This is a genomic window from Labilibaculum filiforme (assembly GCF_002843315.1).
Classification (GTDB): domain Bacteria; phylum Bacteroidota; class Bacteroidia; order Bacteroidales; family Marinifilaceae; genus Labilibaculum; species Labilibaculum filiforme.
Window position 1 is genome coordinate 39,265 of sequence record NZ_MVDD01000012.1, and the last position, 14,383, is coordinate 53,647.

9 protein-coding genes are annotated in these 14,383 nt (G+C 32.3%); 3 read left to right on the forward strand and 6 right to left on the reverse strand.

The window, feature by feature from the left end:
* Nucleotides 1-15: 15 nt before the first annotated feature.
* The gene (locus tag BZG02_RS14940) at nucleotides 16-2,451 is read right to left on the reverse strand and encodes a cache domain-containing protein (RefSeq protein WP_101262249.1); all 2,436 of its coding nucleotides are present in this window, start codon (nucleotides 2,449-2,451) and stop codon (nucleotides 16-18) included.
* A 14-nt stretch (nucleotides 2,452-2,465) separates the two neighbouring features.
* Entirely contained in the window at nucleotides 2,466-3,026 is a 561-nt protein-coding gene (locus tag BZG02_RS14945) for a hypothetical protein (protein ID WP_101262250.1), read from the reverse strand.
* 456 nt (nucleotides 3,027-3,482) lie between these two features.
* On the opposite strand from BZG02_RS14945, the gene BZG02_RS21040 reads away from it, so the two are divergent.
* Complete coding sequence (locus BZG02_RS21040; RefSeq protein WP_218972252.1) at nucleotides 3,483-6,422, forward strand: sensor histidine kinase; 2,940 nt, start codon at nucleotides 3,483-3,485, stop codon at nucleotides 6,420-6,422.
* A gap of 5 nt (nucleotides 6,423-6,427) precedes the next feature.
* Here BZG02_RS21040 and BZG02_RS14955 read toward each other — a convergent pair whose 3' ends face one another.
* Complete coding sequence (locus BZG02_RS14955) at nucleotides 6,428-7,240, reverse strand: aminotransferase class IV (protein ID WP_101262252.1); 813 nt, start codon at nucleotides 7,238-7,240, stop codon at nucleotides 6,428-6,430.
* 174 nt (nucleotides 7,241-7,414) lie between these two features.
* Here BZG02_RS14955 and BZG02_RS14960 point away from each other — a divergent pair, with 174 nt between their 5' ends.
* Nucleotides 7,415-7,699 (forward strand): hypothetical protein, encoded by a 285-nt coding sequence (locus BZG02_RS14960; RefSeq protein ID WP_101262253.1) that lies wholly within the window; start codon nucleotides 7,415-7,417, stop codon nucleotides 7,697-7,699.
* A gap of 52 nt (nucleotides 7,700-7,751) precedes the next feature.
* Here BZG02_RS14960 and BZG02_RS14965 read toward each other — a convergent pair whose 3' ends face one another.
* The 3 genes from BZG02_RS14965 to BZG02_RS14975 all read right to left on the reverse strand — a co-directional run bounded on the left by BZG02_RS14965 (nucleotide 7,752) and on the right by BZG02_RS14975 (nucleotide 12,206).
* Complete coding sequence (locus BZG02_RS14965) at nucleotides 7,752-8,093, reverse strand: avidin/streptavidin family protein (RefSeq protein WP_101262254.1); 342 nt, start codon at nucleotides 8,091-8,093, stop codon at nucleotides 7,752-7,754.
* Between the two features lie 72 nt (nucleotides 8,094-8,165).
* Nucleotides 8,166-9,158, reverse strand: a complete 993-nt coding sequence (locus tag BZG02_RS14970; protein WP_101262255.1) for an isoaspartyl peptidase/L-asparaginase family protein — start codon at nucleotides 9,156-9,158, stop codon at nucleotides 8,166-8,168.
* A 69-nt stretch (nucleotides 9,159-9,227) separates the two neighbouring features.
* Nucleotides 9,228-12,206, reverse strand: a complete 2,979-nt coding sequence (locus tag BZG02_RS14975) for a tetratricopeptide repeat protein (protein ID WP_101262256.1) — start codon at nucleotides 12,204-12,206, stop codon at nucleotides 9,228-9,230.
* 378 nt (nucleotides 12,207-12,584) lie between these two features.
* Here BZG02_RS14975 and argS point away from each other — a divergent pair, with 378 nt between their 5' ends.
* A complete protein-coding gene (gene argS / locus BZG02_RS14980; RefSeq protein ID WP_101262257.1) occupies nucleotides 12,585-14,378 on the forward strand; it encodes an arginine--tRNA ligase in 1,794 nt (597 codons plus the stop codon).
* Nucleotides 14,379-14,383 lie beyond the last annotated feature (5 nt).

Genomic DNA, 14,383 nt, shown 5'->3' on the forward strand with positions numbered 1-14,383 from the left:
GTAGAAATAATCGATTTAGTAAATCATTTTGTGAATAACTTCTATCAATTCTTGTTTGATAATTGGCTTAACAATATAGGCATCAAAGCCCGATTTTAACACCTCTTCTTTTTCGTGAGCTATTGCATAGGCTGTTTGTGCAATTATTTTTGTGTTGGGTCTGTTTTCCTTAATTAGTTTTAATGTATCGTAACCATTCAAATTAGGCATTTGAAGATCCATAAGAATTAAATCAAAATTATTTTTCAGGCAAAAGTTAACTGCTAATTCTCCATTTTTAGCAACGATAAGTTCAGCGCCTGTTGGTTTAAGCATTTTTTCTAATAGTTTAAGATTCACCATATAATCGTCCACAATTAGGATTCTTTTTCCAGTCAATTTATTATTCGAAGTAGAATCATCACTTACTAACGATACGGGTGCTGTATCCTTGTCTTTCTGATATGGAATACTAATAAAAAAGCTACTTCCTACTCCTACGGTAGATTCTAGCCACATTTTTCCATTTAAAAGTTTAGCTAATTTTTTGGAAATAGAAAGTCCAAGTCCTGTTCCTCCATATTTTCTTGCATGGGAATCATCCGCTTGTCGGAATCTATTAAAAATTACGCTCTGTTTATCTTCAGAGATTCCAATTCCAGTATCTTTTACCGAAAAAATTAATTCATCTTCATCTAATTGACAAGTGACAATGATACTCCCTTTTTCGGTAAATTTTAAGGAGTTTTCAACCAAATTGGTAATGATTTGTTTTAAACGAAAAGGATCTGTATAAACAATTGATTGATCATCGCTTAGGCTTATAATGAATTGGAGCTTAATGTGATCCTTTCCTTTTCCAGTTTTAATTTTTTCGAAGGTTTGATGCAATTCATCGAAAAGCTGATTTAAATTAAAAATAGTCTTGGAGATTTTTAGTTCACCTGATTCTATTTTCGAAAAATCAATAATGTCATTAATTAAATTTAATAGGGAGTTTCCGCTATTTCGGATATGATTGAAAAATTGTCTTTTAGTCTCGGAAGGTAGTGATTCATCTTGTAACAACTCCGAAAATCCAATTATGGCATTCATTGGAGTTCGTATTTCATGAGACATATTAGCCAGAAACGATGATTTTAAACGATCAGATTCTTGAGCACGATCTTTTGCAATTTCTAATTCTTTTTCCTTCTGGGCACGGATGTCAATCATCCTATTAATTGTTTTCGACATGTCCCGAAATTCAGGAAAATACAGATCTTTTGGATCAATTTTTATCGATTTAGTGGATGCTTTCCGAAAGAAATTATTGAAGGAAACGAAGTTTCTATTCATTTTGTCGGAAATGAACTTCGAAGTAAAATAGAAAATGAGGATAGAAATCCCAATTACAATAATGATTTGATAAATATATCTTAGTACTGTTTCACGTAGTTCAATATGTGCTTTAGCAATGCTTTCGTCTATGTCCTTAGTGTAAACACCAGCACCAATTATCCAATCCCAATCATCAACTGTACTTATGTAGGATACTTTAATTCCCTTTTCGGAGGACGGATCGCCATATTTAACAAAGCCGTTGCCTTTATTTGTAGCCTGTTCTAAGAGGTTTTCTACATTCTTTCTGCGATGAATATTTTCATATTCACGATAGTTTTTTCCAATACTTTCTTTGCTATTGTGAAGCAGACAAGTTCCGTCTTTTTTATACACAAAGAAATAATTACCGTCTCCAATATTAATTTGACTAATTCTACTTAATGCCTCCTTTTGGTTCTCTTCTTGCAGATCATCTAAAAAAGAATAACTACCAAAATACCAATTGTAAGGTTTAAATTTCTTGATGTAAGATACTTTCGTGTAAGCGTTATATTTATTTTTTATTTTTTGGGGATTTTCATATTTAGTATAAGCTTCATCCTGATACGTCATTAAATTGACTTCATTTTTAATGAGATCATTTTTATTTACATCCTGAAAGTTAATTAAATTTCGTCCTTCGTTTTCTTTCGAGAAAGGGTAGAGAACGCCAACCCCCGAAAGAGTATTAATAAAAACGTATCCTCTTTCGTTCGATAATCGTAACGGATCAATTGCTTGCTTAATTCTTAATTTTATTTCCCGATCGGAGATTTTTCCTTTGTTCTGTTCATAAATGTTGGAAGCAATAGCATGTGCCTGACTTACAAAGTTTTTGAGTCTGCTTTTTGTTCTGGATTCGGCTTGTGTATTTTGATAATCGATAAAATTGGTGCACTCTTCCGTTTTATTAATCAACATTATTTTTTGTTGAGCTATTGACTTTGTTCGAAGAGCTTCTGATTCGTTGGTGAATTTTGAGAATTCCTTATAAATCCAAACACCTCCAATTCCAACAAGAAAACTTATTGATAATACTAAAAACAGAAAAAAGTAAGCTCTGCTAATGCTCAGGTTATTTTGTTTAGGTTGTAGTGGCTTGGACTTCATATTTTAAAATTAACTCAAATTTTAAATTGTGCTATTATTTGATCAAAAATGGGGTTGAATGTTTTAAATCCAGATTCAATTTCATTCTTCACCTTTTCATCAATTAAATTGTTCTGATTATCACTTAAAGCAACATATTTATTGATGATATTCAAATCGTAACGTTTCGTTTTCGAGTTGATCGTAAAATGCGGGATAGTGTGATAAGCTGCTTTTATGGAATATTGATCTTTGTGTATAATTTCTTTTTTAAGCAGAAAATTGTACAAATCTATAAAATGAATTGAGGAATTGGATAAATACACCCGAAATTCAAAATTTAAAGAAAGAGGTATTTCATAAAAGAAATTGAAATCTTTACTTTCCTGATTTTGGTATTGAATTAGAATACGGTTCGTATTGATGTTGGTAGGACTATACTCTATGTACCATTCTAAATTTGGAATGGTGTTGAATTCTTTTTTTATTGTGTGAATAATTTTTATCCTGGGAAGCGTATTTTGAATAAAGTTTTGATTGCCAGAATATTCCAGGCTAAGTTTTTCAATAGTTGTTGAAGTAAAAGAATATTTCATAGAATGATTTTACTTAAGTTGTAGTTAAGAAAACAAAAGAAGTGAATTAATATGAATGCTTTGCATGTTCAGTTTAAAAATAAACCTTTTTATGTTGCAAAATATTTTAAGTACTATCAATACGAAGCATTTCAATAATTGTTCTTTTTCTCTCTTAAAATTTAAAAGTTAAGTTTCTTAAATATATTTTATAAATTTAACAAGAAAACAAATTTATGGTTTAAGTGCGGATAAATCGCCTTTGTGTTGTATTTATTTATTATAATTCAATATTGCTAATCTTTAAATGTACTGAAGTTGTTAAACTTGACACACTTGACAGGCTTTAAATATATTCATATTTACTATTATTGCAGAATGATTTTCAAACGAATAGTTTTATTCTTACTACTCTTATTTTTTGTTGGTTTACCAACCTGTGTAAAAGCATATTTACAATCAACAAGAAATTTCTCAATGACCGATGGTCTCCCAAGTAACATTGTTTATGATATTTATGAGGATTCAAGAGGAATGGTGTGGCTTGCCACCGATGCAGGACTGTACGAGTTTATTGGTGAAGAAATACTATTTAGGAAAGAACTTTCAAGGCTACAGGGAGAGAGAATAAACTCAATTTGTGAAGATAAATCAGGCAATTTATGGCTTGGAGCGCAAGGTGTTGGACTTTGTAAATTTAATGGCAAAAAGCTCTCTGTTTTTAAATTGGAAGCAACTGTACCAGAGAATGATATTGAATGTCTTGTAATTGATTCCATCGGTGAAAATTTAGTGCTTGGATCATCTGCAGGGGTATTTATATATAAGGTGCAAAATGAAGATTTACAGCCAGTAAATAGTTCTTGGAGAAAGCCTGTTTTTAAAATTAGATCGTATCAGAATAATTTTATTGTGAATACTGTTGCTCAGGAAGAAAATATTGAATTTGAAATTGAATCGCGAAAGTTATCGGAATGCAATAGTAATTCAAATTTGCCAGCAGTTAAGTTTGGCATTCAAAACAATATAATTGAGCTTAAAAATATATTAGAATCAGGAAAGCAATTTACTCTGGAAATCAACGCAACAAAAAAAATATTTTGCGATGTGGTTGAAATGGAGAGTAACAAAAATAGTAGCTTTTATTTGTTGAGGTATTTTGATAAAGAAGCCGAAAAACAAAAAGTAGTAAAGCTTAGCAATACTATTTTATCCGATTTTTCCACCGAAAAAGGCTTAGATGAATACTTTATTCATTCTATTTTTTTAAGAAAAGGATTCGATGATTTATGGATAGGTACGCATAATCATGGCTTAATTCAATTGCAAAATTCAATTTTTAAGTATTTAGATTCAAGTTTGTTGGGGATTAAGAATTCAAACTTGCAAGATTTACTTTGTGATGAATCTGGAAATGTGGTACTTGTAAGTGAAAAAGAGCTTATTTTACTAAAAGATACTCAGGTTCAATCTCGATTAAGTGTTAACGATTTTTGTTCGAAATACAGTTCGGTAGTTAATTGTAATAACGATTTTTTAATTTATAAATTGGGAGTCGATAAAGAAAAACTAATCTGGATTTCGACTAGTGTTGGATTTTTCACTTACGAGCCAAATCAGCATGAATTAAGATTTGTTGGAATTTCACCTGCAAATAGCTTTGTGTTTACTGAAGATGATGAATTGCTTTGTTTTTGGCAGAATAAATTAAGCTTCTATACCAAAAAGGGTTTGCTGTCGCAGAAACCAATATTTGAGTTTCCAAAATTGGCAAATATTGGTATTAGTAAAATGATTGCTCGGGATACGGCAATATGGATATCTACTCGGCAAAAAGGAATTATTCAATTCAAAAATAACGAATTCAGAATTTTTAATAAAAGCAATTCAAAGATTCATAATGTGCTTAATGATATTTTATTACTTCCCGATTCTACCTTAGTTGCTGGTGGTAATAATGGCTTGATTTATAAGATTAAAAGCAAATCAAATGCTTTAGTCGTGGTAGACTCACTTACTAGTGTAAATGGTTTAGTGGGAACATCAATTCATGGCATTAAGTATCTTTCGGATGGCTCATTGTGGTGTGGAACAAATCTTGGGGTATATCGTTTCGATTACAGTTCCTGGGCAAAGAATTCTGAATTAAAATTAAATTTTTGGAATTCGAAAGATGGATATTTCGATCAAGCGGGAGAGCAGTCTGTGATTGATGAAAACCAAAATATTTGGGTAAAGACAAAGAATCGCTTGCTGAAAATTGAGACGGGTATTGAAAAAAGAAGACTTTTTAAGAGTAAAATTAGGATTCAATCCATTGAAATTAGTAATCAGGCTTGGGAGCCAGATAGTACACAGGTAGAAAATTGGACGCAAACACCAATTGCACCAATTATCTTTAAGTACAATGAAAACGATATTACATTCACATTTGGAATTGATTTTTGCCAAAATGTATCCAATGTTCGATTTCGATATTTGTTAGATGGATTTGATAATAAATGGTCTAATTGGAGTAACTCATCAGAGGCTGTGTTTTCTCATTTACCAAGTGGAGAATATACTTTAAAAGTGGAAGGGAAACACCTAAGCGAAGGCATAACTATTCCGTTTTCCGTTGCTATTACGGTGCAAACGCCGTGGTGGAAAATGTGGTGGTTCATTGCATTGTCAAGTCTAATTTTGTGTGGAATTATTTATGTGGCGATGTGGATCTATGCGTATTTTATTCGCAAGCGAGAAAAAGCAAGAACCAAACAGTTCAATAGGGTTATTGGATTAAAGATGAGATCGCTGCAGAATCAGTTAGATCCGCATTTTATTTTTAATTCTTTAAATTCAATACAGAGTTTTATCCTAGAAGAAAATAAAGAATATGCCTTGGGTTATCTTTCCGACTTCTCGAATGTACTGCGTAAAAAAATCGAAAATGCAAATAAGGATTTTATTTCTTTATCGGATGAAATTGCGTATTTACAGCTATATTTAAAATTGGAGCAAATGCGATTTTCCAATAAATTTTCATACAAAATAAACGTAAATTCGGCTATCAATCCTTATAAGTTAAAATTACCACCGATGTTAATACAGCCATTTTTAGAAAATTCAATTCGATATGGAATTGCTGGGTTGAAGACAAATGGAAATCTTCAAGTGAATTTTGAAATTGAAAAAGATGGGTACTTAAGATGTATCATTATAGATAATGGTATTGGGCGCAAAGAGGCTAAAAAATTACATTTAGATTCTAATATTAAATGCCATCATAAAACAATGACCATTACAAAGGATAGAATTAAATTATTGAATAAAGTATTAAGTAATGGTAGAGTATATGATTATACAATCAAGGATTTAGAAAATGAAGAGGGATGCTCGAGGGGAACCGAAGTGGAAATAGGATTTCCTAAAAAATAGAATGCTTACTTTAAATAGTTATTAATCTTATTTTGAAGAACTTCAGATAATCTACTAATTATTGAATGAGAGTTGGAGTAAAAAATTGAGTTGATCCTTTTTATTGGTAATATGCGTAGCGATGTGCCAGTTAAAAAAGCAGCCTCAAAACTGGATAAATCATCGTACTTAATATCGTGTTTTCGAATTGGGATTTTAAGTTCTTCTGCCACCTCAATTACTTTACAACGAATAATTCCATGCAAAACATCAGCATCTACCGCTGTGTGTAGTTCATTATTTTTAATAAAAAAAAGATTCGATCTGCTTCCTTCTGTAATGTTTCCTAATGAGTTTAGAAGTATAACTTCAAAAATTTCAGCCTCTTCAATTAAATGATTAGCTGTTGAGCGAAGTGTATGATTGTAGACTTTAGCATTTGGTTTTAATCGATCGGCCTGATGAACTAAAGTGGTAACGCCATTGTCATATTGACTTTTGCTTGGGTAATGGTGTGCTACGAAATAAGCCAAAAAAGTTTTAGTTTCTCCATCAATGTGAAATACTAATTTAATATTTCCTTCCTTGCAATCGTTTAATACAATTAATTGATGAATGCTTTCTTTAATTTGATCCAGACTTAACCATATTTTCTGTTCAATATAAATGGCTGAATTTGTTAGCCGTTGAAAATGAGCTTCAAGAAATAAAGCTTTTCCCGATACTACACGAATAACCTCATAAAGACTAACTCCTCGCAGAAAAATTTCATCTGTAAAATCTTTGGTAGGTTTTGTTTTCTCATTTTTCAGAAAAATATAACGGAAACATTCACTCATATTCTGTAGTATCTAATTCTTAGCATCGTTTTGTACTTACAAATAAACTTTTTTTGTCAACCAATTGCAATGATTTTAAGATTATTAATTGGAGATATAAATTATAAATTTTAGGAAGGTATACTCAAGGTATTTTTAGTAATTTAGCAAGCATCAAATACTAAAATTGTAACTATGGCTAGCAGAAGAAATTTTAAAAAAGACATAAATTTTCTAACCAACGAGATTTTAACAAGAGGCATCATTCATTTAAATTTCTTTGGACGTGAAAAATCAGAGGAATTATATATGGTTATGAATGAAGCTGCCGCTTCAAGAAACGAGTATATTGCTCGTGTAAATCAGAAGTCGAGTGGCAAATCAGCAAAAGAAATAAAGACTCATTATAAGTCTATTTATGATGATTTGTTAAATTCAACATACGACTTGCTTGGAAAAATTGATAATTTAGATAATTAAATCTAATTGAGAATAGGTGTAAAGGGGTTAAGTAATTAGCCCCTTTTTATGTTTATGGTTTTCGGAAAGTTCCCACGCCAGTTAGGATTGCTTTGGCAAGTTGTTCTTCTTCACCACCTTCACTTTGCGAAAGATGCCACATGGTATGAATTACCGGTCCATCATCATCTAACTCAAATCGACCGGTCCAACAAGCTAAGGATCCGTACTTGCCAAAATCGACCATGAATGCAATAACATTCGTATTTATTTTTCCTGTTATTTCAAATTTCTCCTCGAATTTTGGTTGGCCTATTGCAGTCTGGAAGGTGCCACTTAATCGGTTTTCAGTAACTGTTATATCCATTTCTGAATTGTACTGATTCTTCCATTTTCCGTTTAAATTTATTTTCATAGCCTTATTTTTTGTGATTGTTGACTAAGTTTAATTTAGCTCGAAATAATCAATCTGCAAAATAATTTATTCTCATTTAAAGATGAATATACCAGTTTCTCCTTTTGAGTTTCGGTAAGCTCTGTACATGCCGTCTGTGTTCATTTTTATCGTTACATTGCCATTTTTATCCAAACCTATAATTCCTCCTGTTCCTCCCATTTTTGTTAGCTTATCAATTACTTTACTGGAAGCTTTTTCCAAGCTGATATTTTGATATTCCATCATGGAGGATATGTCTTTTGCAACTCCTAATCGGATAAAAAATTCGCCATGACCAGTGCACGAAATAGCACAAGTATTATTGTTGGCATAAGTCCCGGCTCCAATAATAGGCGAATCCCCAATCCGACCAAAGCGCTTATTTGTCATGCCACCGGTTGAGGTTCCGGCAGCTAAATTTCCATCTTTATCCAAAGCAACGCATCCAACGGTTCCGTGACGATCTTCGGGAGTCATCTCTTTCTCTTTTGTCAGTATTTTTTGAAGATTATTCCACCTGTTCGAAGTAAAAAAATAGCTATTGTCAACTATTTCCAATCCTTGTATTTTTGCAAATTCCGAAGCGCCGCGACCACTCAATAATACATGTTCCGAATTTTCCATTACTTTTCTGGCGGCACTAATTGGATTTTTTATATCATCAACTCCGGCAACTGCGCCAGCATTTAAATCCTTTCCCCACATAATGGAAGCATCTAGTTCATTTCTGCCTGAATTGGTAAATACAGCACCTTTTCCTGCATTAAATAATGGGGAGTTTTCGAGAATATGAATTGTTTTCTCAACAGCATCAAGACTACTACCACCATTTTTCAAGATAGAATCTCCAATAAAAATCGCTTTTTGAAGTGCTTTTTTATATTCCGACTCTTTTTCAGGAGTGAAGTTTTCTTTCAGAATTGTTCCAGCTCCTCCGTGAATTACAATGGCATAATCAAACTTTTTCTCTTTCTTAGGATATACTAAAAAGCAAATTATTAGTAGAGTAATCGTAATAATTAATGGTAGAATTACTTTTTTCATAACAGAGAAAGCTTTAGAAGTGAAAATTACATGACCACAAGAAATTATTTATATTTGGTAAAGATTGTTTTAGGATAAATTTTGGGAAATTATTTTAAGAAGTTGACGTTCTGTATACGGTTTTGTAATAATATCATCGAAACCGGATTGTGCCTGATTTTGTTCTTTATCTTGATGATTAAATGCGGTTTGAACAATTACAGGTACGTGTGGATTTTCCAGCTTAATCTTTCTAGTCACCTCGTAACCGTCCATTTTGGGTAATTGAATATCCATTAACACCAAATCGAAATTATTTAGTTGAAATTGCTCAATGGTTTCAAGACCATCTTTTGCCCAAGTTACTTCGGCATTGGTTTTGCGCAGCACCTCTCTAATGTAAAGGAAATTTGATTTTGTATCTTCGGCCACAAGTATTTTTTTTCCAGAGAAATCTATTCCATTATCAAATTTTGTAGCTTCAGTAGGTGTTTTTATAGGATTTGTTAGCAAAGGAAGGTCGACATAAAATTGGCTTCCTACATTTGGCTTCGAGGTAAACCAAATAGTACCATTTAATAATTCCACTAAACTTTTCGAAATTGTTAGTCCTAAGCCAGCACCTCCATATTCTGCCGAGTTGTTGCTTGCTTGTCGGAATCGATCATAAATTAATGCTTGATCCTCGTAAGGAATACCAATCCCTGAATCGTTGATGAAGAATCTTATTTTGTCCTTAATTAACTCAATCCCAAAATCAACATGACCTGATTTGGTAAATTTTAGAGCATTTCTTAAAAGGTTTATGAGTACCTGTTTTATTCGAATCTGATCCGAGAATATGGTTAAATCTTCCGGAATGTCATTTTTATAAATTGTAAATTCGATATTATTTTTTTTATCGTTGTTTTTAAGCTCATCAAAAGTACTTTTTAGTTCTTCGAGCATTGGGTACACCTTAAAATTGGATTTTTTAATCTTTAACTGTTTCGATTCAATCATCGATATATCGATAATGTCGTTAATTAGGGTGAGTAAAATATGTCCGTTTTCATAAATAATTGAAGTGTAATAGCTTTGTTTTTTTTGGGAGTTTGTCATGGTAAGCAATTTAGAAAATCCAATAATTGCATTCATTGGTGTTCTAATTTCATGCGACATATTGGCTAAAAAGGAGGATTTTAGCTGATCAGATTGTTCTGCTTTCTCTTTTGCTTTTACCAACTCCAAAGTCCTGATTTTTACCAGACTTTCTAAATTTCGATGATTATCTTCCAGTTGCAGTTCTATCTTTTTTCGTTCAACGATTTCGTTGGTTAATTTTTTATTTGCCTTTTTAACGGCAACGTAAAAGCTGTAAATTAAGCTTATGGAAAGTAAAATAAGAACTACAATTACTAATAAAAAGGAGTTGATTAATGATTGTTTCTTTAATTTTTCTTTTTCAATTGCTTTCTCATTGGTAAAAATTTTCTCCAAGCTTACTCGTTTTTCTCTTTCATTTTGCATCTGAATCCAACCAATTCTATTCTCCATTTGGGCATTGTACATGGAGTTGTATAAATCGAAATACAATTGATGATAGTAGAGCGATTTTTGATAGTTTTTGTCTAAAGAATAAATTTCGGATAAGTTCTTTGCACTTTCGGCCATTAATGGCTTTTGCTCTGTTTCCGATGCAATGTCAAAACTTTTTAACAGATATTTAATTGCCTCTTTGTTGTTTTTTTGTGCTTTATATAATGCTCCTAAATTATTGTAGGTAGATGCATTGCCACCAACATTATTAATGGTGATATTAATAGTAATTGCTTTATTGAAAACATCCTTGGCTAATTCTAAACTATCTGTTTTTACATAAACCAAGCCCATATTTGTGTAACAGGAAGCGATTCCTTTTAAATTTCCTATTTGTTTCTGGATGGTAAGAGATTTATTATAGTTTGTCATGCTGTTTGCATAATCATTTTCTTGAAAACAGGCGTTCCCAACTTTACGATAAGCTTCTGCAATGCCTTTTAAATAACCGATTTTCTGGTTTATTTCAAGCGATTTAATAAAATTTTCTTTGGCTAAGCTGTGCTTTTTCATTTCGTACAAAACCATCCCGATATTTAGGTAACAGTTTGCTGCGTTTTTTTTAGATCCTAGCTCTTCAAAGAGTTTTAACGCTCTATTTAAATTTTCTATGGCTTTATCATTTTGCATGAGCGACTGATACACCTCACCCATTCCCATATAGGAGAATGCAATTCCACTTTTCGATAATAAGTTTTTGCTAATTAGTAACGATTCATTGTATAGATCAATGGCAGAAGTCCTATTATTTAATCGGTTGTGAAGTTTTGCCAGTTGGTTGAGTGTAAATGCAATATTTTTATCTAGATTATTTTCTTTTCCAATTCTTAAAGCTTCTTCGAAGTGTTTTTTTGCAGATTTTAAATCATTTGTTTCAAAATAAACATTGCCTAATGCATTGTTTGTGTAGCAGATGCCTGAAATACTTTTAAATTGAATGTTTAACTTTAAAGCTTTGTTGTAATTCGAAATTGCTTCATCATAATTGCATTTTTCTAAGTTAATATTGCCCAAGGCGTTGTAGCTATAGCTATAATTAATGCTGTCTTTTGTAATTATTTTTAAATCAAATCCTCTTTGATAAAAAGATTCAGCTTTAGAATAATTACATATCGAATATTCTAAATCACCTAGATAGCCATAGCAATAACTCATTTTAAGAGTGTCGCTGATGCTTTTCCAATATTTAAAAGAAGTATCAATACAGGTTCTGGCGTTCTTTAATTCTCCTCGATAGGAATAGATTTTACCCAATAGTTCATTCGCAATTGCGTATTGCTTTAGGTTATTATATTCAAGAGCTTTTTCGGCGACCAATAAGCTTAATTCTAGAGCTTCAGCACTATTTGAATTGAATTTAGATTGTGCAATTTCAATTACTTTATCAAGATTTGAATTTTGAATTTTAAAATCAATTACGTCTAATCGATCAGTAGCTTCGGTGGAAAAGGAGATAATTAATGAAAATAGAAATAAGAGTGTGTTTTTCATTCTTTTTGACTTGTAAACAGGTGCAAGTTACTTTTTTAGTTAAAAAATAAGCTATTCTTGCGTTTTTACTGTTCTTATAGAGCAGTTGATTGTTAAATAAAAAGGATTGGATGTATTTGTGGCGCAAAGATAAGCATTGTTAGATTATAAAAAGTTAAATAGGCGTGCTTATTTGAGGGATTTCGTAAACATCCTTGCGAATGACTTTTTTTTAAATGTAGGCAGCTATTTATTTTATTCCTATTATCTTTGCACATTCGAATTATTGGTAGATTTAAGATTAAGGAAAGTATGAAAATACTGGGTTGTAATAAAAACGCCATTTTAATTTGAAGTAAGAATTGGTAATTAGTTGAGTTCGAAATAAAGAATTTTCAGATGGGTATTGAAAGCATTATAAAAGGTAAGGTTGTAGAGGCCGTAAATAGTTGTTACAGTCAGAATATTGATATTGAAACAGTTCAAATTCAAAAAACAAGACGCGAATTTGAGGGCGATTTAACGGTAGTTGTATTTCCTTTTTTACGCTTTTCAAAAAAATCTCCTGAAGATACTGCGAAGGATCTTGGTGCTTTCTTACAGGAAAATATTGAGTCGGTAACTGCTTTTAATGTTGTAAAAGGCTTTTTAAATATAGTTATCGATAGTTCGTATTGGATATCAGTATTGAATACTGCTTTGCAATCGGATAAGTATGGTTTTAAAAAGTTAGAAGCCGGAGCTAAAAAAGTGATGATTGAGTATTCTTCACCAAATACCAATAAACCTCTTCATTTAGGTCATATCCGAAATAATTTATTGGGATATTCGGTAGCGCAAATATTAAAAGCGAATGGTTACGAGGTAATCAAAGTAAATTTGGTGAACGATCGTGGTATTCATATTTGTAAATCGATGCTTGCCTGGTTGCGATTTGGCGAAGGAGAAACTCCTGAGTCAACTGGCCTAAAAGGCGATCACTTAGTAGGAAAATACTATGTGAAATTCGATCAGGAATACAAAAAGGAAATGGAAGCATTGGTTGCCAAGGGAATGGATGCGGATGAAGCCAAAAAACAAGCTCCATTGTTAGTTGAAGCGCAGGACATGTTGGTGAAGTGGGAAGCGGGAGACAAGGAAGTTGTCGCCTTGTGGAGAAAGATGAACGATTGGGTGTTAGCAGGTTTCGATGTTACTTACGAGAAAATGGGTGTTGATTTCGATAAGGTTTATTTCGAATCGGAGACCTATAAACAAGGAAAAGCAATAGTTGAACGAGGCTTGGAGGAAGGCGTTTTGTATCGCAAGGATACCGGTTCGGTTTGGGCGAATTTAGAAGCCGATGGATTGGATCATAAACTGCTGTTACGCGACGATGGAACCTCTGTTTATATGACACAGGATATTGGAACTGCTTACGAACGTTTTAATGAATTCAGTATCGATGAACATATTTATGTGGTTGGGAATGAGCAAAATTATCACTTTCAAGTGTTGTCTTTAGTTTTAGGTAAGCTAGGATACGATTGGAGTAATAAAATACAACATCTTTCCTACGGAATGGTTGAATTACCCGAAGGGAAAATGAAATCCCGGGAAGGAACCGTTGTGGATGCGGATGAATTAATGGACGAAATGGTGAATACCGCTCGCGAGACTTCTAATGAGTTAGGAAAACTGCAAGGCTATTCGCAGGAAGAGGCTGAAGATGTGTATAATAAAGTTGCAATGGGAGCATTGAAATATTTTATTCTAAAGGTAGATCCTAAAAAGAATATGATGTTTAATCCTAAAGAATCAATCGATTTTAATGGTAATACCGGACCATTTATTCAATATACTTATGCTCGTATTCAATCGGTTTTGAAAAAAACCGTAGATGCCGGAATTGAATTTCCAGAGTTTGCGAATACGAACATTGCTATTTCAGAGAAGGAATCGAACTTAATTCAAATGATTGCCAATTATCCAGTGATTATTAAAGAGGCTGGAGATTCTACAAGTCCTGCACAAATTGCTAATTTCGTATACGATTTAGTAAAGGAGTATAATCAATTTTATCACGATTTTCCAATTGCAAAAGAGGAAGATGTGGAATTAAGAGCTTTTCGAATGGTACTATCGAAGCAGATTGCGCAAATTATTAAAAGTGGAATGGAATTATTAGGAATAGGAGTTCCTGAGCGCATGTAAAAATA

What these genes read in the sequence shown, in the direction of transcription:
- argS (WP_101262257.1), top strand. Translation starts at nt 12,585, where the DNA reads ATGGGTATTGAAAGCATTATAAAAGGTAAGGTTGTAGAGGCCGTAAAT.
- BZG02_RS14975 (WP_101262256.1), bottom strand. Translation starts at nt 12,206, where the DNA reads ATGAAAAACACACTCTTATTTCTATTTTCATTAATTATCTCCTTTTCC.
- BZG02_RS21040 (WP_218972252.1), top strand. Translation starts at nt 3,483, where the DNA reads ATGACCGATGGTCTCCCAAGTAACATTGTTTATGATATTTATGAGGAT.
- BZG02_RS14970 (WP_101262255.1), bottom strand. Translation starts at nt 9,158, where the DNA reads ATGAAAAAAGTAATTCTACCATTAATTATTACGATTACTCTACTAATA.
- BZG02_RS14960 (WP_101262253.1), top strand. Translation starts at nt 7,415, where the DNA reads ATGGCTAGCAGAAGAAATTTTAAAAAAGACATAAATTTTCTAACCAAC.
- BZG02_RS14940 (WP_101262249.1), bottom strand. Translation starts at nt 2,451, where the DNA reads ATGAAGTCCAAGCCACTACAACCTAAACAAAATAACCTGAGCATTAGC.
- BZG02_RS14945 (WP_101262250.1), bottom strand. Translation starts at nt 3,026, where the DNA reads ATGAAATATTCTTTTACTTCAACAACTATTGAAAAACTTAGCCTGGAA.
- BZG02_RS14965 (WP_101262254.1), bottom strand. Translation starts at nt 8,093, where the DNA reads ATGAAAATAAATTTAAACGGAAAATGGAAGAATCAGTACAATTCAGAA.
- BZG02_RS14955 (WP_101262252.1), bottom strand. Translation starts at nt 7,240, where the DNA reads ATGAGTGAATGTTTCCGTTATATTTTTCTGAAAAATGAGAAAACAAAA.